This is a genomic window from Fischerella major NIES-592 (assembly GCF_001904645.1).
Lineage (GTDB): Bacteria > Cyanobacteriota > Cyanobacteriia > Cyanobacteriales > Nostocaceae > Fischerella > Fischerella thermalis.
This window is the reverse complement of sequence record NZ_MRCA01000002.1, coordinates 408,693-433,649: the sequence shown is the minus strand read 5'-3', so window position 1 is coordinate 433,649 and position 24,957 is coordinate 408,693. Positions and strand designations below refer to the sequence as shown.

General features: G+C 42.7%; 17 protein-coding genes and 4 pseudogenes. 9 read left to right on the top strand and 12 right to left on the bottom strand.

The genetic code is table 11. The annotated features are described in order from the left end of the window. Nucleotides 1-417: 417 nt before the first annotated feature. The 4 genes and pseudogenes from NIES592_RS05815 to NIES592_RS05800 all read right to left on the bottom strand — a co-directional run. Nucleotides 418-2,109 carry a sodium:solute symporter family protein gene (locus tag NIES592_RS05815; RefSeq protein ID WP_073555177.1) on the bottom strand — a complete coding sequence of 564 codons (1,692 nt, stop codon included), beginning with the start codon at nucleotides 2,107-2,109 and terminating at the stop codon, nucleotides 418-420. After that, the gene (locus NIES592_RS05810) at nucleotides 2,109-2,372 is read right to left on the bottom strand and encodes a DUF4212 domain-containing protein (RefSeq protein WP_062243495.1); all 264 of its coding nucleotides are present in this window, start codon (nucleotides 2,370-2,372) and stop codon (nucleotides 2,109-2,111) included. The genes NIES592_RS05815 and NIES592_RS05810 overlap by 1 nt, the downstream gene beginning before the upstream one ends. A 49-nt stretch (nucleotides 2,373-2,421) precedes the next feature. Further along, nucleotides 2,422-3,258, bottom strand: a complete 837-nt coding sequence (locus tag NIES592_RS05805; protein ID WP_073555176.1) for a tetratricopeptide repeat protein — start codon at nucleotides 3,256-3,258, stop codon at nucleotides 2,422-2,424. Nucleotides 3,259-3,647: 389 nt separating this feature from the next. Further along, nucleotides 3,648-3,983, bottom strand: a pseudogene (locus tag NIES592_RS05800) (ribonuclease D); the annotation flags it as partial. 818 nt (nucleotides 3,984-4,801) lie between these two features. Between NIES592_RS05800 and NIES592_RS05790 the strand changes: the two are divergent. After that, entirely contained in the window at nucleotides 4,802-5,164 is a 363-nt protein-coding gene (locus NIES592_RS05790; protein ID WP_062250396.1) for an ArsR/SmtB family transcription factor, read from the top strand. Between the two features lie 102 nt (nucleotides 5,165-5,266). Here NIES592_RS05790 and NIES592_RS05785 read toward each other — a convergent pair. Continuing rightward, a pseudogene (locus NIES592_RS05785) lies at nucleotides 5,267-5,545 on the bottom strand (Photosystem Q(B) protein 1); the annotation flags it as partial. Nucleotides 5,546-5,705: 160 nt separating this feature from the next. Here NIES592_RS05785 and hetL point away from each other — a divergent pair. Further along, a complete protein-coding gene (gene hetL / locus NIES592_RS05780; RefSeq protein WP_073555175.1) occupies nucleotides 5,706-6,419 on the top strand; it encodes a heterocyst differentiation pentapeptide repeat protein HetL in 714 nt (237 codons plus the stop codon). Nucleotides 6,420-6,619: 200 nt separating this feature from the next. Here the strand turns inward: hetL and acsF are convergent, their stop codons facing one another. Further along, nucleotides 6,620-7,684: a magnesium-protoporphyrin IX monomethyl ester (oxidative) cyclase gene (gene acsF / locus NIES592_RS05775; RefSeq protein WP_073555174.1), complete on the bottom strand. Its 1,065-nt coding sequence runs from the start codon at nucleotides 7,682-7,684 to the stop codon at nucleotides 6,620-6,622. Nucleotides 7,685-7,991: 307 nt separating this feature from the next. Between acsF and NIES592_RS05770 the strand changes: the two are divergent. Continuing rightward, nucleotides 7,992-8,117 (top strand): annotated as a pseudogene (locus NIES592_RS05770) (coproporphyrinogen III oxidase); the annotation flags it as partial. A 158-nt stretch (nucleotides 8,118-8,275) separates the two neighbouring features. After that, nucleotides 8,276-9,673, top strand: coding sequence for an oxygen-independent coproporphyrinogen III oxidase (gene hemN / locus NIES592_RS05765; protein ID WP_073555173.1), 1,398 nt, complete (start codon nucleotides 8,276-8,278; stop codon nucleotides 9,671-9,673). A 276-nt stretch (nucleotides 9,674-9,949) separates the two neighbouring features. Here the strand turns inward: hemN and NIES592_RS05760 are convergent, their stop codons facing one another. The 3 genes from NIES592_RS05760 to NIES592_RS05750 form a co-directional block, all read right to left on the bottom strand. Next, nucleotides 9,950-13,117, bottom strand: coding sequence for an efflux RND transporter permease subunit (locus tag NIES592_RS05760; protein ID WP_084552224.1), 3,168 nt, complete (start codon nucleotides 13,115-13,117; stop codon nucleotides 9,950-9,952). Between the two features lie 180 nt (nucleotides 13,118-13,297). Beyond that, nucleotides 13,298-14,650 (bottom strand): efflux RND transporter periplasmic adaptor subunit, encoded by a 1,353-nt coding sequence (locus NIES592_RS05755; RefSeq protein ID WP_073555171.1) that lies wholly within the window; start codon nucleotides 14,648-14,650, stop codon nucleotides 13,298-13,300. A 344-nt stretch (nucleotides 14,651-14,994) separates the two neighbouring features. After that, nucleotides 14,995-15,372, bottom strand: a complete 378-nt coding sequence (locus tag NIES592_RS05750; RefSeq protein ID WP_073555170.1) for a hypothetical protein — start codon at nucleotides 15,370-15,372, stop codon at nucleotides 14,995-14,997. Between the two features lie 114 nt (nucleotides 15,373-15,486). Here NIES592_RS05750 and NIES592_RS05745 point away from each other — a divergent pair, with 114 nt between their 5' ends. Beyond that, the gene (locus tag NIES592_RS05745; protein ID WP_062243465.1) at nucleotides 15,487-16,164 is read left to right on the top strand and encodes a response regulator transcription factor; all 678 of its coding nucleotides are present in this window, start codon (nucleotides 15,487-15,489) and stop codon (nucleotides 16,162-16,164) included. Between the two features lie 159 nt (nucleotides 16,165-16,323). Beyond that, a complete protein-coding gene (locus tag NIES592_RS05740; RefSeq protein WP_062243462.1) occupies nucleotides 16,324-17,586 on the top strand; it encodes a sensor histidine kinase in 1,263 nt (420 codons plus the stop codon). Between the two features lie 119 nt (nucleotides 17,587-17,705). Here the strand turns inward: NIES592_RS05740 and NIES592_RS05735 are convergent, their stop codons facing one another. After that, nucleotides 17,706-20,000 (bottom strand): GumC family protein, encoded by a 2,295-nt coding sequence (locus tag NIES592_RS05735; RefSeq protein WP_073555169.1) that lies wholly within the window; start codon nucleotides 19,998-20,000, stop codon nucleotides 17,706-17,708. 837 nt (nucleotides 20,001-20,837) lie between these two features. Here NIES592_RS05735 and NIES592_RS24375 point away from each other — a divergent pair. Further along, nucleotides 20,838-21,030, top strand: a pseudogene (locus NIES592_RS24375) (IS701 family transposase); the annotation flags it as partial. A 5-nt stretch (nucleotides 21,031-21,035) separates the two neighbouring features. On the opposite strand, the gene NIES592_RS05730 reads toward NIES592_RS24375, so the two are convergent. After that, complete coding sequence (locus NIES592_RS05730; RefSeq protein ID WP_073555168.1) at nucleotides 21,036-22,088, bottom strand: molecular chaperone DnaJ; 1,053 nt, start codon at nucleotides 22,086-22,088, stop codon at nucleotides 21,036-21,038. Between the two features lie 251 nt (nucleotides 22,089-22,339). Here NIES592_RS05730 and NIES592_RS05725 point away from each other — a divergent pair, with 251 nt between their 5' ends. Both NIES592_RS05725 and fabG read left to right on the top strand, forming a co-directional pair. Continuing rightward, the gene (locus tag NIES592_RS05725; RefSeq protein ID WP_073555167.1) at nucleotides 22,340-22,600 is read left to right on the top strand and encodes a hypothetical protein; all 261 of its coding nucleotides are present in this window, start codon (nucleotides 22,340-22,342) and stop codon (nucleotides 22,598-22,600) included. Between the two features lie 24 nt (nucleotides 22,601-22,624). Next, nucleotides 22,625-23,323, top strand: a complete 699-nt coding sequence (gene fabG, locus NIES592_RS05720) for a 3-oxoacyl-ACP reductase FabG (RefSeq protein ID WP_062243441.1) — start codon at nucleotides 22,625-22,627, stop codon at nucleotides 23,321-23,323. Between the two features lie 344 nt (nucleotides 23,324-23,667). Here the strand turns inward: fabG and NIES592_RS05715 are convergent, their stop codons facing one another. Continuing rightward, entirely contained in the window at nucleotides 23,668-24,624 is a 957-nt protein-coding gene (locus NIES592_RS05715) for a ribonuclease Z (protein ID WP_073555166.1), read from the bottom strand. Between the last annotated feature and the right edge of the window lie 333 nt (nucleotides 24,625-24,957).

Here is a 24,957-nt window from a genome sequence, read left to right as displayed (position 1 = left end):
GCATGGTCATAACGAAAAAACACTAAGCATGGAGACATCTAACTAATTCTAACTAACTCACCGTAAGTTCCCCACGCTCAACGGTAATCCATTCATATCATATCCGTTTGAACACTGATATTATCCGTTGGGGTCGGTAATTGGTAATGGGTAATGGGTAATTGGTGAGACTACTTGCCGTCTTGGCTTGATGCCAAATGACAAAATAGCCTAGACCGCGCGCGCTGTGCGGCTGCACTAAATTTTCTTTCTTTGCGTCCTTCGCGCCTTTGCGGTTCATTCCTCCTTATCAAATATTCGTGCAAGAGGTCAAATAGAAAGCGATCGCTCTGTCTTTGGAGAGATTTGCCACAATTATTCAATTCCCTCAATACTTGCAAATTTTACTTGTTTGAGGGAATGAAACACCCCTACCTACTAATCCAGATGATCTTCATCCAGTTCCTCAATTGCTGGTGGTTCATCACCAGGGGTTCGTAGTACTTCAACCATCTCTTGGACTTCCAGTGGTGGAGGTGGTGTGAGTCGAGAAACGCTCCAAGTGACAACGAAGTTGATTAACATACCAAGAGTGCCAATTCCTTCGGCAGAGACTCCGAAGAACCAAGGCTGCATTCCGTAGAATTTCACTCCGACTATATAAAATATAGTGAAGCACAAGCCGACAATCATACCAGCGATCGCTCCTTCTCGGTTTGTCCTCTTGTCGAATACTCCCAAAATAATGATCGGGAAAAAGCTAGCCGCAGCTAAACCAAAGGCAAACGCTACTACCTGAGCCACAAAACCAGGCGGGTTCACACCAAAATAACCAGCGATCGCAAGCGCAAAGCCAACCATGACTCTACCTACCATCACTCGTCGGGATTCGGAGGCTCCCGGATTGATCATGCGGTAGTAGATATCATGGGCTACTGCACTGGAAATCACCAACAGTAATCCCGATGCTGTAGACAAAGCCGCCGCCAAACCACCAACTGCAACCAAGGCAATTACCCAAGGCGCTAATTTTGCCACTTCTGGGGTGGACAAGACAATGATATCTGGGTCGATGCTAATTTCACTGGTTTTTTTATCTGGTGTTAACTCGATCCGCCCATCACTGTTTTTGTCTTCAAAGGTTAACAACTTGGTGTTTTCCCACTTTTTCACCCAATCAAACTGATAGATTTGCTCGATCGTTTTATTGTGTAAAGAATCAATCAGGTTATAGCGGGCAAAGGTTGATAGAGCAGGTGCTGTTGTATACAGCAAAGCAATCATTAACAATGCCCAACCCGCTGAATAACGTGCTGAGCGGACATCTGGCACAGTATAAAATCGCACTATAACATGAGGTAATCCCGCAGTCCCTACCATCAAAGCGATAGTAGTAAATAAAACATCTACCATCGACTTGTTAACAAATGGTTTGGTGTATTCTTGAAAACCAAGGTCAACTTGGATTTGGTTCAGTTTCGGGACAATATCACTAAAAACAAATGCTAATTGTGGGATAGGATTTTTCGTCAGCAGTAGGGAGATGGCAACAGCTGGAATTAAGTAAGCAATGATTAATACACAGTATTGGGCAACCTGAGTCCAGGTGATACCTTTCATACCTCCCAGCACTGAGAAAAAGCCAACGATCACCATCCCAATCACAACGCCGGTGCTGATGTCTACTTGCAGAAAGCGGCTAAACACAATCCCGACACCACGCATTTGTCCGGCGACGTAAGTCATCGAGACGAAGATAGCAGCAATGACAGCTACGACGCGGGCTACATTAGAGTAATAGCGATCGCCCACAAAATCAGGAACTGTATATTTACCAAACTTCCGCAGATATGGGGCTAGCAGCAAAGCCAACAAGACATAACCGCCAGTCCAACCCATCAAGTAAATTGAGCCGTCGTAACCTAAAAAAGAGATCAACCCCGCCATCGAAATAAACGAAGCGGCTGACATCCAATCAGCCGCCGTCGCTGCACCATTAGCCAGGGAGGGAACACCGTGATCGGCGACGAAAAAGCCTTTGCTATCTTGAACGCGAGTGCGCCAACCGATGTAGAGATATACAATAAAGGAAAGGATGACAAGTGAAGTAGTCCAAGCTTCAGCTGACATTATTTTCCTCTCCTTTTGATACCGTGTTGGCGATCAAGTTTATCCATTTGCACAGCGTAGACAAAGATTAGCACCACAAAGATAAAAATTGAGCCTTGCTGTGCCATCCAAAAGCCGACAGGCAAACCACCTAAACGTAAATTGTTCAATGGCTGCACCAGTACAATACTACAGCCAATAGATACTAACGCCCAAACCAGGAGAAGATTTCTAATTAAAGCCGTGTTGGCACGCCAGTAAGCCTGACGTTTATTTTGGTTCATGATAGTGACTTGTTCAACGCTTAGGAAATAATTATTCTACAGAAGTGGGCTAACGCTGAAGATCTTTGATATTTTGCATCACTTGCTGATACAGTTCAGTATTCTTTTGTTTTTGAAAAATCTTCGCGGCTTGTTGTAAGTCAGAAATTGCTCCTTGTTTATCTCCTATGGCGGCGCGGGTATTACCACGATTGTTGTAAGCTGCGGCAAAATTGGGATTGAGGCGAATAGCTTGATCAAAATCATTAATTGCTCTTTGTTTATCGCCTTGAACTGAACGGGCATTACCTCGGTTATTGTAAGCAACAGCATACTTAGGATTAAGGCGAATAGCTTGATCATAATCTGCGATCGCCTCGTTTCTTTTGCCCAAGGCGGCGTAAGCGTTGCCTCTGTTATTGTAGGCTTCAGCATAGTTGGGAGCAATACGAATGGCTTCGTTATAGTCTAAGATAGCCCCGTTGACATCTCCTGTAGAAGCACGGGCATTACCTCGATTGTTGTAGGCTTCGGCATAGTTGAGAAATAAACGAATCGCTTGGCTATAATCTGCGATCGCCTTTTGTTTATCTCCCAGATCAAAGTGAACAAGTCCCCGACCATTGTAAGCTTCGGCATACTGGGGATTAAGCTTGATTGCTTCTGTGTAAGCTGCGATCGCACCTTGAGGATCGCCTTTGATATGTCTATACTGACCTTGAATGTAAAAGTCCCCTGCTTTTGATGGTTTAGATGTTGGACTCTTGGGAGGACTGACACCAATTTCTGTTACTAGTACCTCATTACTCCTTGCACAAGAAACAGTTGCAATGGCTATAAACGCCGTAAGCGTAGCTATGCTAACTGTTACTCTTGTCAATTTTTGCTCCTCTAACCACACTTTCATAAGTAATTAATAAATAAGTAGATGTTCCTAAGAATTGTGCTGATTGCCTCTATAATTTTCCATTATTGTTTATATTTAACTATAAAAACTAAAAAACATGTCATTCATCAACCAATACTAAATTATCTGTCAAATACTCGCCTAATATCCTTGATTTATAGACTTTGTTTACTTTTTGATTAGTTGCTAAAAACCCTAGATTTTCAATAAAACTATAATATTACACAATTTACTCATCTTTATCGCTATCTTCTTGATTTTTAGCTGTCAAGCGCCAAGTTTGGGTTTTCTCTATCTCTACCGATAATTGTTCCAGATTTTTCCCAATTATTTTTGCATTTTCTGGGTTAATGTAATGGGTAAATCTAGTTCAATTCCTTTACAAGGAATTTTTTTGCCATGTCTAGAGTACAAGTGACATTTTTGGCTTTTTTGTTACCTAAAAACTTCAAATCGTAGCTGGCATTGTGAAAGACCTTTTCAATTGCAGGATTGATCATGATTTGAGCAATGAAATCAGCAACAATATCCGGTAAATCTAATACATCTAAAATATAAATGCGATCACCACTCATATCTGTAGGGTCATCTAGTACCTGAATCAGTGATAATCTGGGATTCTTGCTTTTATAATCAGCCACTTCTGTATCTATCCACAAAATTGATCTTTGAGTAAATTCAGCAATCTGAGAACGAATGGCACTAGCTGATGTCAGATAAGGCATGTTAAATAAAGCATGTAACATTTAGACGATATTCTACAAGTTTAGCGTTGCTCTTGTTAAAAGTTTAAATTTGTTATTGGTCAGAGATTCCAGCTTTTTTCTCAGCTTTCACTAGTTAAATAATATTCCATATTTATACCTCCATCTACAGGTTAGTTTGTGAAGAAGGCAGCACAATTTGGGGTAGAGTTTCTAATAAAATTTCCCTCCTATTTGCTAGAATTCTGGTGCTAATTTCATCAGTAAAAATTAAGTTATATGCACACTTGAGCGGAAATGCGATCGCTCTCATTTTCTAAAGATTTATAACAATTCACATCTAATGTGAATTAACAAAGACGCTAATAGATCATAGAGAATAGTCAAAATACCAATCACCGCCCAATCACCCATAAAAAAATCCATCTGTGTCATCCGTGTTTATCGGTGTTCATCGGTGGTCGATTTCTAAAAAAACGATTTTTTACCAGATGCAAGGAACATTGCGTCTCAACTTGGATAAGACAATCAATTGACATTTAAAACCTGTAGAGATGTTGCACTGCAACGTCTCTACATGCCCAAAATTATGACGACAAATCCTTAACCGAGCAGCATTGACACCCAATTGAGAACTGCTATATTGAACAAGAATTTTGGCGTTGCTGAATCAAAATATGAATTTACAATTTACGGGTGTGACCAGACGTAGCATTGCTACGTCTCTACAAAATGTAGACAAACACAATTCATGACCAAATTCAGCAACGCCAGGATTTTTAATGATTATAATACCAATTAGTTATGAAATAATTTTACTACTGACTACTGAATTCCCCATGCCAAAAACTAAGCCACCCAAGCCTGATCCAGCTGTTCTCGTGGCGGTTGCTGATTATTTTAAGGTGTTATCAGAGGCAAGTCGGTTACAGATTTTGACCTGTCTCAGGTCAAGGCCAATGAATGTCATGGAAATTGCCGAGGCTACTGGCTTAGGTCAGGCAAATCTGTCTAAGCATCTGAAAGTATTAACTCAGGCTGGGATTTTATCTCGTCAGCCTAAAGGTACTAGTGCTTATTACGAGATAGCCGATCCAATGATTTTTGAGCTTTGTGAATTAGCGTGCGATCGCATTAGTGAGCGTGTACTACGACAGGCTGAAACTCTCAAAGCTCTACGGGGTAAAACAACAGTTTTTTGAATTTCTTCAATAGAAAAGCACCCCAAAAATGAGGGTGCAAAATCAAGCAGTTGTGAAAGCGAGGATTAACTGGTGATCGCAGGAGCAGTAAGTGCGATCGCTCAAAAAGTGGAAAATAACCAGTTGGTAAGGGCCACCATTGTAGAGCCATTCATCGAGGGAAGCTGCTTCCCAAATTGGATAAAAATGCAAGCCAATAGCATTGGATATTGGAACTACAGTTGCAGTAATGATGTTATTGCCATAGAGAAGTGAACCAGATACAGCTTCGCGGATACCATCTATATCTACGGGAGGTGCGGCAATAAACGCAAGGGTAAAGGCGATCGCAGCAGTCAAAGCTGTGGGAATCAGTAGCACTCCAAACCAACCTATATACAGTATTGAAGCATTTGCTAAAGCTACGCATCGGGACGTAGAACATGGTCTAATTTTTCTGGAGCTAGTTTTAGGTACACTGAGCGCATCATATCCGTTGCCGAACTGATAGCATTTACCCAGGCTCCGGTTGTAAATACAACATCGTAAATAATAAATGATTATGGATGTAGATCAAATTCTCAAACTTTATGCTGTTGGAGAACGAAACTTTCAGCGAGTCAATCTGCAAGAAGCAGAAATGACTAATGCCAACCTTAAAGGCGCAGATTTTAGCTATGCTGATTTACGTCAGACACGCTTGGGTAAAACCAACTTCAGCCAAGCCTGTCTGCGGGAAGTGAACCTGAGTGAAGCCATTCTCTGGGGAATAGATTTGAGTGAAGCAGACTTGTATCGGGCGATTCTGCGTGAAGCTGATTTGACGGGTGCAAAGCTAATTCAGACTCGCTTAGATGAAGCCAACTTAATTAAAGCTAGTTTATGTGGTGCTAATTTGAATGCTGTGAAACTCTCTGGTTCTCTGCTAATTCAAGCAGACTTCCGTCCCAGTTCCAACCAGCGTACAGATTTGGGATATGCAGTTTTAACTGGAGCAGACTTAAGTTACGCTGACTTGAGAGCGGCTTCACTGCATCACGCCAACTTGGATGGGGCAAAATTGTGTCGCGCCAATCTTGGTCGAACAATGCAATGGGGGGATTTGGCAACGGATTTAACTGAAGCTAGTTTGCAAGGAGCAGATTTAAGTTACGCCGATCTCACCAGTGCTATTCTGCAAAAGGCTAATCTGCAAGGAGCAGACTTAACAGGAGCAATCCTTACCGATGTTGAGCTAGAGGGAGCAATTATGCCCGACGGAACACTTCACGATTGAAGATGGGCGATCGCATAACTAGCAACTTGGTTTACCTAATATTCTCAAATACCTAAAGCCGATGAATGCATCTGCAATAGTGATCATCAGTTGACAAACTACTAATATGGGGTAGTTATAAAATTTTTCAGTCAGCTCTTAAATTAAAGGTCGATCGCTCACAATTTCCACAAATTTCAATGAGCGATCGCACTTGCAATTTAACGAACGGTTCCCCGTAATGCTTCAGCATCAATTGGTTTGATCAGGTAAAGCAGCAACAAATTCCAAACAATTGCTGCAATCCTGGGTAATTTACGGACAAACTTCACAACTTTCGGCTGAGAACTGCGGTCAATTTCCACCAATTTCATGTTGTAATCTGAGCAGCGTTGCAGACGTGGGAAAAACTGGGGATGTGCGGTATTGAGCTTCACAGGAAAAGCACGACCAGCAGTTTCGTTAGTTTCGTATATAACTTGGCGATCAAATTCCGTTGGATCGAGTCCGAGTGAGCGATAAAAATTAGCCCGTTCATGAACCGTCAATGTATGGGTAGTAAATACCGATAACAGGAAAAAGCGGCTCCACAGTCTGGCTTTCCAGGTTTTCCAAAGTTGGGGTTGCGATCGCAACAATGCTTTGAATATATCCCCATGACGATTTTCGTCCTGACACCAACTCTCAAAGTAGCGGAAAATCGGGTAAAACTGATTTTCTGGGTGTTTTTCTAAATGGCGATAGATAACAATGTAACGCCAGTAGCCAATTTTTTCTGATAGGTAGACAGTATAAATTACCCACTCTATCGGGAAAAACGTATAGGTGCGGGTTTTAGTCATATGGGCAAGATCGAGTGAGAGTTTGAAGTCGCCCATGGCTTTGTTGAGAAATCCAGCGTGACGAGCTTCATCACGAGCCATCAAGTGAAAGATTTCTGCTAACAGTGGATTGCGCCCTTTCAGCCTCCGGGATAGTTCTTTGAACAGCAAAAACCCAGAAAACTCTGAAATGCACGAACGTTCCAGATATTCAATAAAAGCACGGCGTGATTCTCCGTCAATATGTTCCCACGACTGCTCAAATGTCTCATCGCGGACGAAATGATGACGATTGTAGTCTGCTCGCATTTCTTCGAGCATCGCTTTTAACTCGGTTTCCTGAGCCGATAAATCCAGGCTGGCGGCGGTTTCAAAGTCTGTAGTGTAAAAGCGGGGAGTGAGTATAGTTTCTTGACTTGGCTGTTTAATTCCGGCTTTGGGTTGCTGAGGTAGGGTATTAACCATGATTACGCTGCTAATCAACTAATTTTTTTTATAGCTATTAAGTTATGATACTTGTAATTCTTTGGCTAGACCCCATACTTAAAATTTCTACATTTCTTTAGCAATGTAAGGACCAGCCAAAATCAGCCTTTATTAAGTTTTGAAAAATTTATATACTTAAAAGCTTGATAACTATAAAGTTATTAATTGTAGTTAATCTTACTCAGAGCATTAAGAGGTATCCAGCATGAGTTGTAATTCAGAGCAACAAACACAATTACTCACACCTCCTAGTAATATACAGTCCAATCCTGCGGTCAGGCATTTCTTAGTAGAACGGCGACAAAGACTAAAGTATGGCGATCGCCAACGTCAGTTTCAACTCTATCGCCGGGGTTGTTATGTTGAATTTAACTTGGTATATGACTGGGGAACGGTTTTCGGTTTACAAACTTAGGGGCGGACAGACAAAAATAACGCCTGATGTGAATTCAAGCTGTGACCGAGATCATGTTTTATAAATCGACCACAGATAAACACAGATGGACACGGATAGATTTTGTAATTGGTGATTGCTGTTTTTTTCCATTAACAGAAAGTATAAATTCACGTATGAAAGTTTTGCCACAAACTGTTAGATTTGATGCTGATTTGCTGAGAAAGTACGATCAGCCTTTACCACGCTATACCAGCTATCCACCAGCTACAGAGTTAACAGAAGATTTTGCAGAAGTAGATTTTCGAGCTGCGATCGCCATCGGCAATTACAAAAAAACGCCATTATCGCTGTATTGTCATATTCCCTTTTGTGAAAGCGCCTGCTATTTCTGTGGCTGCAATACCGTGATTACGCAACAAAAATTAGTGGCAGAACGTTATCTAGACTACTTGACTCGCAATATCCGCCAAGTAGCAGCTTTCATTGATAGCGATCGCGCCGTTGGGCAATTACACTGGGGCGGTGGTACTCCTAACTATTTATCCCTCAGTCAAGTTGAGACTCTGTGGAATACTCTGAGTGAGCATTTTAAATTTGATGATCACGCAGAAATTTCTATTGAAGTCAATCCGCGATCGCTCGATAGAGAATACCTATTTTTCTTGAAGGACTTGGGGTTCAACCGGATTAGTTTTGGTATTCAAGATTTTAATCCCCAGGTACAGGAGGCAGTCAACCGGATTCAACCAGAAGCCATGCTGTTTCAGGTGATGGACTGGATGCGCGATGCTGGGTTTACCAGTATTAACGTTGATCTGATTTATGGATTGCCATATCAAAACCTAGAGACTTTTAGAAATACCGTCCACAAAACCATTCAACTGCATCCCGATCGCATAGCCGTTTTTAACTTTGCTTATGTGCCATGGTTAAAACCAGTGCAACGGCGAATTCCCCAGGAAGCATTACCACCAGCTTCCGAAAAACTCAATATTTTGCAAATGACGATTGAAGAATTAAGCACAAATGGCTATGTATTCATTGGCATGGATCATTTTGCCAAACCAAATGATGAATTGGCGATCGCTCAACAAAATGGGCAACTGCATCGCAACTTTCAAGGGTATACCACCAAACCGGAGTCAGATTTATTTGGCTTTGGCATGACTTCCATTACTATGCTGCATGATGTATATGTGCAAAACCATAAACATTTGAAAAGTTACTATCGAGCGATCGACACAGACAAACTACCAATAGAAAAAGGAGTCAAACTTGATCGCGATGATATCATTCGCCGCACAGTGATTATGGAGTTAATGTGTCAATTTCGACTCTCACTCAGTGAAATTGCGGAAAAATACCATCTGAACTTTGATGATGATTTTGTAGAGTATTTTGCTAACGAACGCTTGCAACTGCGATTGTTGGAAGCTGATGGTTTGATTAGACTTTCTCCCAATCAGATCGAAGTTACACCTACCGGACGCTTACTCATCCGTAATATCGCTGCTGTGTTTGATCGCTATCTGCGCAATCGGGCAATGAGTGGTTTTTCAAAAGCTATTTGAAGTTGTAAAGGAAATAAGGCGTTGCATAAGATGGGGATGGAGAATGAACCACCCTCCGGGTTCGCCACCTTGCCATCGTGACGGAGACCGCCAAGACGGCAAATGGACTCACCAAGACGCCATAGACGCGCAGCGGCTTCCGGAACGGTAGAACGCCAAGAATTAAGTTTTTTCATTGGCAGAGAAAAATCATCCCGCAAATATGCAACGCTGCTTTATCCGTGTGCATCGCCTTGCACTGTGTTCGTTTTCCCTACACCCGCCCATCACCAAGCACTACCTCACAGCTGGGGCAGTGTTTTTTGTGGCAGACGATCGCGATCTGCGTCCAGACAGATCATATAGTAAACCCATGAGTGCAGGTACAACAGTAGGAGTCAAAATAGTAGAAAATGCCAAACCCCCAGTCAGGACAATACCTAATCCCTGGTAAAGTTCTGAACCCTGACCTGGTAGCACTGCTAACGGTAACATTCCTAACACACTAGTGCCAGCAGACATGAAAATGGCACGTAGGCGATCACTAGTGGCATTATATAGTGAGGCATCATAATCCTCGCCTGCTTCCTGAAGTTGCAAGGCTCGATCAACCAGCAGAATTGCGTTGTTGACAACCACACCTGTCAGGATGATAAATCCTAAGGCTGTAATCATATCCAACGCCACATTCATTCCCGGAATACGGTTGGCAATGACGAGACTTAAGAGTGCGCCACTCATCCCCATTGGCACAGTTGCCATAATTACCACTGGGTAGAGAAATGAGCGATACAGCGCCACTAGTAACAAATAAGTGATTAAAATCGAAAATGCAAACGCAGCAGCTAATTGAGCAACGGTTGCTGCTAACTGATCTGCTGAACCCGCCAGTTCTAGACGATAACCTGCGGGTAGATTGGCACGTAAAGGAGCGAGAATTTCATTTTCAGTGCGTTCTACCAGCGTCGCCAGGGGCGCATCAGGTGCGAGGGAGACGGTGAGGCTAATTGATCGCTCTAAATCAACGTGATTAATCACATCGGGACCAGTCGTTTCCCTGACTTCAGCAACATCACCTAATTGCACCTGTCGTCCCTGGGCATACAGGGGCAATTGTCGCAGTTGCTCTGGTGTTTCGACGGCGGTATTTTGTAGTTCCACGGAAACATCGAGTTCTTCTTTGCCATCAATGTAATCGGAGGCAATGCGTCCACCCAATGCTGCTTCTACCATCGAACCAATTTCTGCTTCCGAGAGTCCGACTTCGGCGATGCGTTCCCGATTGGGAATCACTTGTAGTTCTCCTGCTCCCATAACAAAGTTGGAACGGACATTATTTACTCCTGAAAGTTGGCGCAATTTGCCTGTGATTTGTTTCTCCAGATCGCTAAGCTGATTCAGGTCATCTCCAACAATATCGACTTCAAATTCCTTGCCAGGATCGCGGAAGATAGAAATCCGAGTCGGAACCATAAAGCGATATCCAGCAAAGTTGCTGCTTTGGGCGCGCAACCTTTCCACTATCTCAGCCAACCCAGTTGTGGTGGCAAATTCTGGCTTTAAGATTGTTGCTATTCCGCGTAGGGCGCCGGGACGATCCACATACATAATCCGCTCTACTTCTGGTTGCGATCGCAAAAATGCCTGCACAGGTTCAGATTGCTTAATTGCCTCAGGAATGCTGGTTCCTGGTAAAGGTTCCGCCCGCAACACAACTAAGTTGCGATTACCTTCCGGCAAATAATCTGCTGGTGGGAGTAGCAGAACACTAATGACAAGTAAAGCAACAGGAATCGACAGTACTAGTAAACGACGACCAATCCGCTTACGTCCCAGTGACCAACTGACAGTAGAAGCTAGAAAATTTTCGAGTTTGCCCTGGAAATGACGAAATACGGCTGAAGACTTGGCAACTGAACGCTCCAACCAATTACCACCGCGATATTCCCCGCCCTCCATCATTTGCATCGCTTCCGATTGCTTGAGGAACAATCCCGATAGCATGGGTACTAAGGTCAATGCAGCAAACAACGAAAATAGAGAAGAAGCAGAAAGAGCGATCGCCATATCAGCATAAAGTTGTCCTGCTTCGCCCGTAACCATAATTAGCGGCACAAACACCACAACGTTGGTGAGAGTAGAACCCAGCATTGCACCCCAAACTTCCTGCGTACCTTCAATCGCTGCCCGCATGGCACTTTTACCCTGCTGCATATGGGTGAAGATATTCTCAATTACGACGATCGCGTTATCTACAACCATACCCACTGCAAACGCCAATCCTGCCAAACTGATAATGTTCAATGTCCGTCCCAATGCAGACATGACAATGAACACCATAATCAGTGTTGTGGGAATTGTAATCGCTACCACCGCAACAGTACGCATAGAGCCAAGGAACAAAATCAGCACAATGGTTGCTAGTAGCGCCCCACTCACCAAGTTACCTTGGACAAAAGCTACAGATTGATTGATATATTGGCTCTCGTCGTAGTTATAAACAAAACGAATTCCCTGGTTTTGCTTATCGAACTCAGCTTGCAGTGCGGCAATTTCCGCCCGGATACCTTTAGCAACCTCTGGCACATTTGCCCCAATTTGGCGAATCACACCAACTGCTGCTCCTGGTTTGCCATTGAATATCAATGCGCTATCTTGGGGTTTGCGTCCCATTTGTACCTGAGCTACATCCCGCAAGTAAACTGTACCGGACTGATCGCGCCGCAGTACAAAGCCTTCGATTTGTGATAGATCCTGCGAGCGGCTGACTGTACGTACCCGATATTCTCTTCGTCCTAAAATCAACGGTCCACCCCGGATATCGCGGTTGTTTTCCCGCAGTACCCGCACCACATCACCAATCGTCAGGTTACGGTCAGACAATGCTTTGGGGTCAACCTTCACCTCTACTTCTCGCTCTTGTCCACCTATTACCAAAAATTGCCCTGTTCCCTCCACTCGGCGCAAACGGGGAACCACTACTTCCTCGGCTAAATCTCGATAGCGGTTGGCATCCGGCTTCCATCCTTCTTTTGTGTCAAAAGGAATCCACATCATTGGGGAACTATTGCCACCTACCAGTTCAACACTCGATTCCTGAGCTTCTGGGGGCAAGCTTTCCACCTGCTGCAAGCGGTTGATGACATCAATCATCCGCTCTTGTAAATTAGCATCTGGAGTAAATTCCAGCGTGATGCTGCTGCGTCCAGCCCGAGAGTTACTGCTGATTTCCTGAACACCCAGCACCTCTTCCATTTGCTCTTCAATGGGGCGCGTAATCAGGTCTTCTACCTCGGTTGGCCCTGCTCCTGGATAGGTGGTAGTAATCGTGATTTCCGGGCGATCGCCTCCTGGTTGCAATTCTAAAGGCAAATTCAGGAGCGAGAACACCCCAAATATTGAGAGCAAGCAAAACAGGACAAAAGTCCCATGTCGCCAACGCACAGAAGTTTCGATAAAGTTCATAGTGGGATTGGGGAGTAGGGGAGGTGGGGTGATGGGGAGATGGGGAGGTGGGGAGATGGGGAGATGGGCAGTGGGGAGGTGAGGAACTCGTGGCCCCCTCTGGGGATTAGGGGCAATGGGGAGGTGGGGGAGTGAGATATTCTCCCAAGTCTTCCCCCTTGTCCTCCTTGTCTGTCAGCCTCAACTGCGATCAACTATCTTTACTGGCGCACCATCTTGCAACCCATCACCGCCACGTAGGACGATGCGTTGACCGGATCGGAGGGAAGGATGGTAAATTGCCATGTCTTTGCCCATGTCAGCCACCATTTCTACCTGAATTTGTTTAGCTTTGCCATCAGCAACTGTGAAGACAAACCACTCGTTTTGCCTTCTAGTTAAGGCGTCTCGCGAGACAACAAAGCTAGAGCGATTCGTAGGCATATTAAGGTTGCCTGCGATCGCCATACCTGGTAATAATCCTGGTGGTGGATTGTTAATTTGGACACGTACGCGTTGGCGACGGGAGGCACTGTCGGCGGAGGGAACTACGGCGGTGATCGTCGCCCGTTGTTTCCATTGTGGTAAGGCGCGAGCTGTGAGTTCAATTGCCATACCTGGGGTAACTCTACCAGTAAGCTCTTCTGGTAACTCGAGGAAAATGTCAAAGCGATCGCCTGCTACTAAGGTGACAATTTCGTCAGAACTTTGCACTAAATCACCATTACTGACATGGCGTGTCTGCACCACACCCGATTGTGATGCCACAATCCGAGTCCGCAGCTGTGCCAGTTGTGCTTGTGCTAAGTTGGCTTTGGCTGCTTCTACATTGGCTTTTTGGGCGGCAATTTCCTCTTGGATTGGCCCTGCTTTGGCTTCGGCAAGCTCAGCTTCAGCTTCTAACAGCGCTCCTTGGGTGTCATTTAAATTTGTTTGAGCTTCTACTAGTAATCTTTGCGACAAAGCGCCTTCTTTCACCAGGTCACTAGTACGCTTGAGGTTATCCCGCGCTTCCTCTTCTCGCGCCTTGGCAGATGTCACTGCTGCTTGACGCTGAGCAATAATTTCTGGACGAGTACCTACTTCTAAGCGTGCTAGATTGCTACGTTGCTGTGCCAGTTGCGCCTGTGCTTGGGCGATCGCCAATTGCTGATCCGAGTCATCTAAGATGGCAATTGCCATTCCTGCCTTGACGCGATCGCCCGGTTGCACTAAAATTCTTTCCACAATTCCACTAGTTCGAGCGCGAATTGTGGACTGTTGAGTAGCTTCCACCTGTCCTAAAAGCCGTATATTCCTGGTAGCAGTTCCAGTTGCCAGAGCGATCGTTTCAATTGGACGTGGGGGTGGCCCTTGCTGCTGTTGGGCCACAGAAGATTGGGGTGCGCCACCAGGAGCCAGCATCCGCCAAAGGATAATGCCCCCAGTGGTCAAAAACAAAATTATTAATGTTCGGAACCAAGGTTTGCCGGAACGAGTAGGCATTAACTCAGAGGGTACAGAACTGTCTGACTGGGTTTCAGGGTTTGAAACTGGAGCTTCAGAAGTATCCATAGCGGTTGATGATTGAGAAGGCAGAGGGCAGAGGAGCCACTGCGCCCTTGGAGGTTCCCTCCGTTGTGGCACGTGGCGTGGCAGAAGGCAGAAGGAATAATATTCAAAAATGCGGAAAGTTTTCTTACTTGCAGTTTGATGGATAAATATGACAAAAGAATGTCAAAGTTTGTAGTTTGATGGATAAATGTTACAAAAATGTGCAAACTTGGATTTCAATATGTAGGCAGATCGACACAATTAGAGTTAACTCGTGAAGACCGTCATTGGTTATTTGTGATTTGTTGATAGTTAGTTGTTGGTTGTTGGCGGTTGTTAACTATGCCCAATTACCCATCCAGCCCTCAATAGCGAATTAGTTCTCTGATTCGCTCCCGCGATAAGCCCAACTCGTGACTGAGGTTGGCTTCAAGTTGACTGGGTTCGGTGATTGGAAACTCAAATGTCATTTTTTTGAGAGGTGAGTGATTTGTTTTCACATTTACTAACGAAATCCCTTCTTGTGGAAGAACTTTCACCTCTATAGCTACTATTTTTTTCATGATCTGCCGTGCCAATTGTGTATCCGCTTGCAGATATTTTTTGTGGGTATAGGCACGACTCAGGATTTGGTCTCCCACTAAACCACTTCCCAGCCAAAAAACCAGACCAATCAACGGTAAGGATGACCAAAACACAAACCCTAATGTTCGTAAAACTGGAAAAATTTGCAATTGACGCATGGAAAGAATAGGGTTAATTGCTTACTGTTAATTGCTGAATGTCACTTTTATGTCACTCTTTTAGCTTAACCTTAGAACTGAGAAGTGAAAATTACAGCAAGCTAAACAAATGGGATGTTGATCTTACTAGTTGAAGACGACCCAGCCCAGTTGGAACCTCTGCGGGCAGCATTATTAAAAGTGGGGCATACAGTAGATGCGATTGAAGATGGAGAAACAGCACAATGGTTTGCTTTTCACAAAGATTATGACTTACTGATTCTAGATTGGATGTTACCTAAGGTGAGTGGAGTGGAATTGTGTCAGTCATATCGACGGGCGGGTAAAGTGGCTCCAGTGCTGATACTGACAGCAAAAGATACAACTTCAGATAAGGTGATGGGTTTGGATGCAGGAGCAGATGATTACTTAGTCAAGCCAGTGGATGTGTTAGAACTTTTGGCGCGGGTGCGGGCATTGGGAAGGCGATCGCTAATGTGGCAAGGAGATATACTCAGTTTAGGTGATTTGCAGCTGCATTTAGCTAATTTAACTATCGAGCTTGATTCAGTCACAACTCAACTTTCTAGCCGGGAGTTCCAATTAATGGAATACTTGATGCGTCATCCCCGCCAAATTTTATCTCATGACCAGATTGAGCAAGCTTTGTGGAGTTGCGGAGAAGAACCCGAAAGTAACGCAGTTACAACTTTAGTGCGTCGCTTGCGTCAACGTCTGCAAATCATTGGGGCCAGAGATTGGATCGAAACTGTGCATCGGGTAGGCTATCGGTTGAATCCGCCCAATCAGTGAACTATGATGAATCATGATAAAGAGAGAAAAAAGACAAGGGGATAACGAAAATGTTTATACCCCTCACACCCCACCCTGCGGGAAGCCGCTTGCGCGTCTACACACCTCCCCATCTCCCCCTACTCCTCCCACTCTCCATCCTTTTCATCTCATTACACAATGTTTGATCGTAGTCGCCGTAATCTGGCTCACTGGTTCGCCCTATCAATGGGTGGAATTTTGTTTGCGTTTGCAGGAGTAGGCTACTGTCTAAATGTAGAGGAGCAGTTGCGCTTTTTTGATGAGGAACTGTTTGCCCAAAGTAAAACTTTTGCTAGTAAAACTCAGTACACGCTGGGTCAAAATCAAGGCGATCGCACTCCTGTAGAGCAAGACGTGTCATTAAATGGTGGACTGCTATACGCCCGATGGTACAACGCTGACAGACAACTAGTACAGTATATAGGTGGTTCTTCAAGTGTTAGACAGTTAACCACAGAACCTGGATTTCAAACTTTGCAAGAGCGATCTGCCGTAGAATACACTGAAACTACTTGGGTTCGCCAAGTTACTATTCCCGTTTTGCAAAATAAGGAGCTGATCGGTTATTTCCAAGCAGCAGCTAGCTTGGAATCCCTACGCAGCAGATTAAATCAAGCTCGCTTATTTTTAGCTTTAGGTGTTCCCTTCACTTTTGGCGTGATTGGGATTACAGGTTGGTTTTTAGGGGGATTGGCAATGCGACCAACTCGCCGGGCCTATCAGCAATTACAGCGATTTACAGCCGATGCTTCCCATGAACTACGCACACCTGTAGCAACGGTGTTGAGTAATGCTCAAGTTGCCTTAATCCCACCTGAAGATACTGTGGAACAACGACTGCGTTTGCAAAAGATTGCAGAGACTGCCAAGTCTATGAGTACGCTGATCAATAATCTGCTCTTCCTTTCACGCCATGATGGCCCACTAGCAGAAACTATATTAAAACCGATTGATTTGAGTGAACTTTTGCGATCGCTTGCTGTAGAGTTCGCCACCCAAGCTGCTGCTCAAAGTTTAAATTTTAGCACTCAAATTCCAGAGCAACCTGTGATCTTATATGCTGATGCTAATTTGCTGAAACAAGCCATAATCAACCTCCTGAGTAATGCTTTAAAATACACTCCAGCAAAGGGTAAAGTACAGTTGCGTCTTTTCACCCAGTCCCACCGCGCTGTGATTCAGGTGGAAGACAACGGTATTGGCATTCCTGCTAGCGATTTGCCTTATATTTTTGATCGTTTTTATCGCGTAGACACTGTTCGCTCTCGCCAAACCGGTGGCTTTGGACTTGGGCTGGCGATCGCTCAACAAATTGTGCAAGCGCACCAAGGACAAATCTCTGTCAAGAGTGTGCTTGCTCAAGGTTCAGCTTTTCAAATAGAACTTCCGCTGAAGATTTAAAAGGAAATGGGGATTGGGTAGATGGGATTATGGGAAGTGTGGGAAGTGTAGGGAGTGCAGATGTTCTCCCTTGTCTGCTTTGTCTTCCCATTCCCTGATCTGTGATCTCTGTTGTTGTTTTACTGAGCAGTATTAGCAATAATACCAACTAAATTCAAGTTTTTCAAAATATCCGTAACTTGAATAACATCAGGTTGGGTAATTTTACCAAGGCGTGACACCATGATGATGCGATCGCACAAGGTTGCTAAAATTCTGGCATCAACTGTCTTGAGAATGGCGGGAGCATCTATTAACACCAAGTCGTAAGTCTGCTCAAATGATTCCAACAGTTCCTTCATACGTCCAGAACTGAGCAATCTGGCTGCATCTTCAGTTGGGGAACCGGCTGTTAAAACATCAATGGAGGGATGAACTGGTTGAATGTAATTGTGATCAGAGGTATTGCTTTCATCAACCAACAACAGAGATAGTCCCCAATCGTTGGCAAGTTCCAAGGTTTTGTGCAGACTCGGTTCTCGCAGATTGGCATCAATCAACAACACCCGTTTATGCATACGAGCAGCACTAACCGCTAGTCCCAAAGCAATGCTCGTCTTGCCTTCTTTTGGTTGTGCGGATGTCAACATCACAGACTTAGAAGAAGGTGTGATGATTTGTAGATTTTGATAAGCCATATCCAACGTTTCATGGGATGGCCAAGTAGCATAAACAGGTAGAGTTTTGCCCTCAGATGTGTTTTTGTGTTTGTGAGAGTGCCACATCTTGGGCAAGTGTAAAAGCTGTTTGTAACGACGAGGCTTACTCAGTTTTGGCACTGTTGCGAGTAACCGCAGATTTGTTAGCCTTTGTAACTCTGAGGGAGAAGAGATCACATCGTCAGACAATTCCCGGATTACGGCTGTTCCGACACTCAATAAAGGTGCTATGAGCAATCCTCCCAGAAGGAAGAATAAGCTGTTGCTACCTAAATCAGTTCCGCGTTGGGGTTCTTCCAATACTTGCAAGTCAGAGCCTATTTGAGCAATTCTTAATCCTAAAGCCTGTTGTGCTGCTGTCATTTGCTCAAGTTTTTTGCGAGTTGCTTGCACTTCAGGTAACAAACGGTTGTACTCCGAGATGAGGCTGGGATATTTGCTGAGTTCTGAGCGAATTTGCTTTTCTGATTCAACCAAACTCTGTTCACTGGCACGTAGTCCCTCAGCCGTTGTCTGCACCTCGATTAATTGTTGCATGAGCTTTTGATCTACTTCTGTTAGCAATCCTGGAATTAATTGCTGTTGTTCTGGGTTGGCTGCGGGAGATGGTTTTTCTTCTAATGCTTGCTTGAGTGTTTCCCACTTGCTTGGTTCAGTCGAGTTTGTGTTTATTGCTTGCTTAGGTGAGTCTTTGGTAGTGAGCGATCGCTCAATTTCTTTTTGTAATAACTCTAGTTGGCTTTGGTGCTGCTGAATCAAGTCTTTGATTTTGGGAGAGTCGTCTGTATAGCGTTGACGTTCCTTAGCTAAAGACAGTTCTGTTTTTTGAATTTCATCAAGTAGTGTTTGATAAGGGTTCGACTGACTCAGACTTGAGGTAAGGGCTAAATTTTGCGGAGAATAAGCTATTTCCTTTTGCAGATTTTTGTGGCGTGCTTGGGCATTTTGCAATTGAGCACGAGTGGTTTGCAATTGTTTTTTAATATCTGCAAGCGTTTCTAGCAGGATTTCACCTTGCACTTCTGGATCAATTAAGTTGTACTTTTTGCGAAACTTTTCTAGATTTCCCTCAGCTTGCTTGACTTCCTGTTTGATTTTGGTGAGGCGATCATTAACAAAAGTCAGTGCTTGATTAAGCCTTTCCTGTCGTTGTTTGACAACATAATCTGTGTATACTCTTTGCAGAGCTTGTAGAACTTTCTGGGTTTTTACAGGATCGTTGCTTTCAAAGGAAAGCTCAAATACTTGCCCAAAAACTTGATTAGCTCCAGTTCCAGGATCTATGGCAGTGATCGCTAGAGGTTTTTTTTGAGTCTTCTTACCTTTGATATCTTCAACTGTGAGATCCGGATACTCAGAACGCAACGAATCTACGGCTTTTTGAATCAGTTTAGAACTGAGTATTAAACCTACTTGTGGACTGTATTCTACACCTTTTAATGTGGATGCGATCGCATCTTTATTTGTACTTGTTGGGATATTATTTGATACTTCTTCTTCTGCGAGATTGGAACTCACAAGTATCTGCATAGAGCTTTGATATGTAGGCTTTGCTTTCAAAGCTAAAAGAACTGCAACCGACATCACTACACAGGAAATACCCACAATTAAAAAGCGCCTGCGAAATAGAATTGTAGAGATTTGTTTGATATCAACCGTGTCTTTTGGGGAGGTCAAAACCAGTTTTCCTCTATCCAGACTAGTGTCATTCACCATCGAAATCCTCGATTAAATCTGCTGTATACCTAGCAATTAAACTGATAGCTGTTCACTGTTAACTGTTTTAATAGTCATGTAAATAAGCTTCAATAGGCAAAGAGAAGAGACTTGTTTGTTAGTTGATGATTTTCGCAATTTTTGATTCATATTAACCTAAAGTGATCATGACGAAATCGTCAATACCCTCGACAAAGATTTACTATTTTCTTATAAGTCTAGTTTGTGAAAATATATGAATATGCTTTGGTATTTTATACAATAAATTTTATATTTATACTCATGGTTATAAATTTTGCTGACATTTAAAATATTGCTGGATTAGAAATATTTTTAAGGTTACTATTCATACAAAAAAATAGTATATTAACACACTTAACAATATGTAATCTGTCTTGGGAATTGGAATGAATTAATCAAGGTGGAATGTTGATATTCTCTAGCTTTAGCATCCAATTTTTTCAATAAATACGGAATCCTGTGAAGCTTGTTTATTGAATAAATGGTAACAAAGAGAAAATTTGAAATTTATTCAAATAAACAATTGATTTCATGAAATGACCTTGTATAAAAATAGCATTAACAAGAGTCTGCAAATATCCAAACAAAAATTTGTTACTCCTATGCTTTGTATTTTATATTTCAAAAAAAACTATCAAGTTACTTAAATACTTTGAATTATTATCCTAGAAAAAATTAAAGATTATGTAAACTTTCAAAAAACACGGGGGATATGAGGATATGGGTAAGTCCGCGCCAATATTTCAAGCTATCCCTGTTGTCTCACTTGAGCAGTAGTATAAGAAGATACAACAGGTAGAACTTCGCCACAGAGTATGGTATGTAATGAGTAAATACCCAGACATTACCCCAAAAGATGTTGAGAATTTTTATGGGTTAAGAACTTGGGTTGAATATGGCTGAAAGCAAAGTAAACACGAATTGGGTTGGGCGGATTATCGTTTGACTCGCTATCAAGACCCACACGCAATCGTGGGAGATTGTATATAGTGTTCACCTACAACTGAATAACTGTTAAAACACTATTCTTGCATTTAATTCTTCCAACATTTGTTCTAACAAATCTTCGATAACTTCCTCGTTCATCTGTTGCAAAATAGTTGGTCCACAGAGAAACTCTTTGATTGTAATTTTTTGCTCTCGAAAATCCTTCACAAAATCGCGGATGTGAGAAATAACTTGAATTTCAGATTCAACTTGTCCTAACATCTGATCTATAGGATCAATTCCTTCTTTGGCGATTTTGCGACAATCAGCAACTATCATCCCTTCTGGAGTATTTTTGACTAAACGCAGTTCTCTCTTAATTGTCTCATATTGCGTTTTGAGGAATTCAGTTTCTTGTTCTAAACGATTACATTTGCGAGTTAAATCATCTTCATTGTTGCTATTTACAGATTCTCCCGCCTGATGTTGGCGTTCAATTTCTAAAAGTCTAGCTAAATCCCCTTCTTGGTAAGCTTTATTAATTTCCTTCATGATTTCTGTATGACGCATTTGCGTTTCATCATCAGTCACCTTATCAGGGTGAAATATTTCTGCTAACCTCAAAAATGTATTTCTAACCTTTCTCGATTCATCAGATTTACTTGTAGCGGTAAATTCTGAATGTTGTTGATGCTGATAATTGTTTTTTTGAGAAGAACCAAAAAATTCTTGCTTTTGATCATCTGTTTCAAACAGTTCATCTAATTCTGTGTCTGAATCATCGCGATCGCGTTTTGGACTAATGATTCCTGCCATCTGGAGATTACGGTAAATTCCTTCAATACTTTTCTTGGTTTGTTTACCGAACTTTCTCGTGGCAAATATTTCATCGAATAAACTATGAATTTCTTCGTCGATTTCTGCAAGTTTTTTAAAGTTAGGAGTACCTCTATGAAATATTTCTGTGGCGAAAGAGCGCATCTGCTCAACAAAATTATTCAGTTCCTTTTGTTTCTTCTTAATCTGTTTCAGCAGCCATTGATGTTCTTTTTCTAGCGCTTCTAGACGAATATGAACAGATGAAAGAGCTAGTGTAGTTGTGGCAGTTACAGGAGATGGGGAAGAGGTACGTCTAGCCATAGAGTCAATAGGTTAAATTCAAGTTAAAGATTACAATTAAAACTCATATTTAAATTGTTATCAATCCATAATTTCTACCTTACTACTTTATGGCACTATATAATCCTTGAAAAGTACAATCTTTTATTTTTATTTCAGAATCAGAGTAATAGCTCGGCGGATATAGGTTGAAACTGGTTCATCTGTCGGTGTGAATATCATTGCATAAAGCATGATACCGCTAATTAAATCATGATGTTACCCATGCCGTAATGTATGATGAGCTAATATTACTAGCTCTAACTTTTATTGTTAGTGATTACAAATTTCGAGACTATCTACGCGATCGCCAACATCCAACAGTAGAGCTGATGTACAACGACTTAGTGGAGCGTCAAGGTTTACTATGGTTGTATACTTCGATATTGGCAGTATTGCCGAAATTCATACCAGCGCTAGTTGTCATGTGGTTTAAAAAGCGTGGTAGAAAGAAATTCTGGCTGTATTTTAATTACCAACCATTGAGAATTTGATATATTGCAGAACTAAACAAACTCATGAAAGGCAAGCACATTTTACTCACAGGCGGTACTGGTGGATTAGGTTTAGGCGTGACACCAGCAGTTTTAGCGCAAGGAGCAGCAGCAATCACAATTCCCTATTACAACCCCAAAGAAGTCGAACGTCTCAAGGCAATTCTCTCACCTGCTGAGATTGCCAGAATTAAGTTTGTCTCTGGAAATTTAGCAGAAGAAGCTTCAGTAGAAAATATTATCAACCAGATGCAAAGAGTAGATGTGTTAATTCATCTGGTGGGTGGGTTTGCGATGGGGAAAACCCATGAATACAGCTTGGAGAATTGGAAAAAGGATTTTGATTTAAACCTGACTACAACTTTTTTGGTTTGTAAACATAGCCTGAGGAGAATGTTAGAAAATGGCTATGGACGGATTGTAACTGTTGGTTCTAGAGGTGCTGTGGAACCATCTGGACAGCTCGCAGCTTATTGTGCTTCTAAAGCTGGTGTGGTTGCGCTGACGAAAGCGATCGCTGACGAAACCAAAGGAACTAATATTACTGCTAATGTAGTTCTTCCTAGCGTTATTGATACTCCTAGTAACCGGGAAGCGATGGGTGTAGAAAATGCTAATAAATGGGTGAAAGCTGAGTCTTTGGCGCAGGTGATTTGCTTTTTAGCCTCGGAAGCAGCTAAAGATATTCGAGGTGCGGCGGTTCCTGTGTACGGGAGTGTTTAATTGCTGATGGATTGTCGTGATGATGAAGATCGGGTTTTAGAGAACGAACACAGATGTACACCGATGCACACTGATGGATTTTGGTTGTGTTTATGTTGTTTATATTCTACATTTCGCACCTGAAACTGTCACAAAAAAAATGGCGTTGCTGAATTTGGTCATGAATTATGTGTGCATACATTTTTGTAGTTCGATGCCAAATCATTATTGTAGAGACGTAGCAATGCTACGTCTCTTCGGTGTTGGTCATTGGTTTTTCCCATTACCCTTCGGGTTCTTTGCCATCTCGGCATAAGCCAAGACGGCAAGTAGTCTCACCGATTACCCATTACCTAAATTTTATTTCAATATTCAAAGGCTAATTCTGCTTCTCGCCGTCTGGGTACTTCATAAGTCATGAAATCATAAGCCATGTCTGTTTTGGGGAAAATAGCACGGGCTTCCTGAAGTAGGTCTTTTAATTCTATGCCATTACCAGGAGCGTAACGAGGGCTAAAATGAGTCATGATCAAGCGATGCGCCCCAGCAGCTAAGGCTGTTTGCGCCGCCATTGTAGATGTAGAATGTAGACGCTGAAAAGCCATCTCAGCATCTTGATGAGAAAAGGTTGCTTCGTGAATTAACACATCTGCATCCTGTGCTAATTCCACGGCGTTATCAGAATAAATTGTGTCTGTGCAGTAGGCTATCTTGCGTCCAATTTCTGTTGGACCACTAAAATCTGCACCATTCAATACCCTTCCATCGGGTAGAGTGACGGTTTCACCACGTTTAAGTTGACCATAAACCCGACCAGGGGGAATTCCCATAGCTTTGGCTTTTTCAATGTCAAAACGTCCCGGTCGGTCTTTTTCTGCCACCCGGTAGCCGAAGGTAGTGATACGGTGATGCAAAGAATTACAGGTGACGGTAAACTCGTCATCTTCGTAAATTAGCCCTGGACGAATGGCATGAACTTTGATAGGGTAAGAAAAATGTGTGTGAGAGTAGCGCAAAGCTGATTGCAAATATTCATTCAATCCAGGTGGACCGTATATATCAATGCGTTCGACATTGCCTGCTAAACCACAACTGGCCAGCAGACCCATTAAACCAAATATATGGTCGCCGTGCATGTGAGTAATAAAAATTCGGGAGAGTTGGCTGCTTTTGAGTTCACTCCGTAAAAGTTGGTGCTGGGTACCTTCACCACAGTCAAATAGCCACAACTCTGCTCTTTGGGGTAATCTCAAAGCGACACTGGAAACATTACGCGATCGTGTTGGTACACCTGAACTCGTCCCTAAGAATGTGATTTGCACAGCGTTATACCTGCCCTCCTTTTACTACTAACTATAATTGAGTGCTTTATTTTATATAGTGGCATGGAATTTTGACACTTTGCCGCAAATTAGGGTACATCTTTATAGGAGGCGTCTGGTAATAGGTAATTGTGAATTGGTTATTGGAAGACTCAGAACAAGTTCTTCCCAATTACCAACAAGCTATTACCCATTAACGAGTGCGTGCTGTTTCCTCATTTTCTTTTAAAATAAAGGTTTCCACATCACCCAAACTTGGCAATTAGTATCTACCTACAGATATATATTGCAAAAAATAGTTCAATTAGTATTTTTTATTTAGTATAAATATTT

Bases quoted from the DNA above. Each gene is read 5' to 3' on its own strand.
- NIES592_RS05815 (WP_073555177.1), bottom strand. From the start codon at position 2,109: ATGTCAGCTGAAGCTTGGACTACTTCACTTGTCATCCTTTCCTTTATT.
- NIES592_RS05810 (WP_062243495.1), bottom strand. From the start codon at position 2,372: ATGAACCAAAATAAACGTCAGGCTTACTGGCGTGCCAACACGGCTTTA.
- NIES592_RS05805 (WP_073555176.1), bottom strand. From the start codon at position 3,258: ATGAAAGTGTGGTTAGAGGAGCAAAAATTGACAAGAGTAACAGTTAGC.
- NIES592_RS05790 (WP_062250396.1), top strand. From the start codon at position 4,802: ATGCCAAAAACTAAGCCACCCAAGCCTGATCCAGCTGTTCTCGTGGCG.
- hetL (WP_073555175.1), top strand. From the start codon at position 5,706: ATGGATGTAGATCAAATTCTCAAACTTTATGCTGTTGGAGAACGAAAC.
- acsF (WP_073555174.1), bottom strand. From the start codon at position 7,684: ATGGTTAATACCCTACCTCAGCAACCCAAAGCCGGAATTAAACAGCCA.
- hemN (WP_073555173.1), top strand. From the start codon at position 8,276: ATGAAAGTTTTGCCACAAACTGTTAGATTTGATGCTGATTTGCTGAGA.
- NIES592_RS05760 (WP_084552224.1), bottom strand. From the start codon at position 13,117: ATGAACTTTATCGAAACTTCTGTGCGTTGGCGACATGGGACTTTTGTC.
- NIES592_RS05755 (WP_073555171.1), bottom strand. From the start codon at position 14,650: ATGGATACTTCTGAAGCTCCAGTTTCAAACCCTGAAACCCAGTCAGAC.
- NIES592_RS05750 (WP_073555170.1), bottom strand. From the start codon at position 15,372: ATGCGTCAATTGCAAATTTTTCCAGTTTTACGAACATTAGGGTTTGTG.
- NIES592_RS05745 (WP_062243465.1), top strand. From the start codon at position 15,487: ATGTTGATCTTACTAGTTGAAGACGACCCAGCCCAGTTGGAACCTCTG.
- NIES592_RS05740 (WP_062243462.1), top strand. From the start codon at position 16,324: ATGTTTGATCGTAGTCGCCGTAATCTGGCTCACTGGTTCGCCCTATCA.
- NIES592_RS05735 (WP_073555169.1), bottom strand. From the start codon at position 20,000: ATGGTGAATGACACTAGTCTGGATAGAGGAAAACTGGTTTTGACCTCC.
- NIES592_RS05730 (WP_073555168.1), bottom strand. From the start codon at position 22,088: ATGGCTAGACGTACCTCTTCCCCATCTCCTGTAACTGCCACAACTACA.
- NIES592_RS05725 (WP_073555167.1), top strand. From the start codon at position 22,340: ATGTATGATGAGCTAATATTACTAGCTCTAACTTTTATTGTTAGTGAT.
- fabG (WP_062243441.1), top strand. From the start codon at position 22,625: ATGAAAGGCAAGCACATTTTACTCACAGGCGGTACTGGTGGATTAGGT.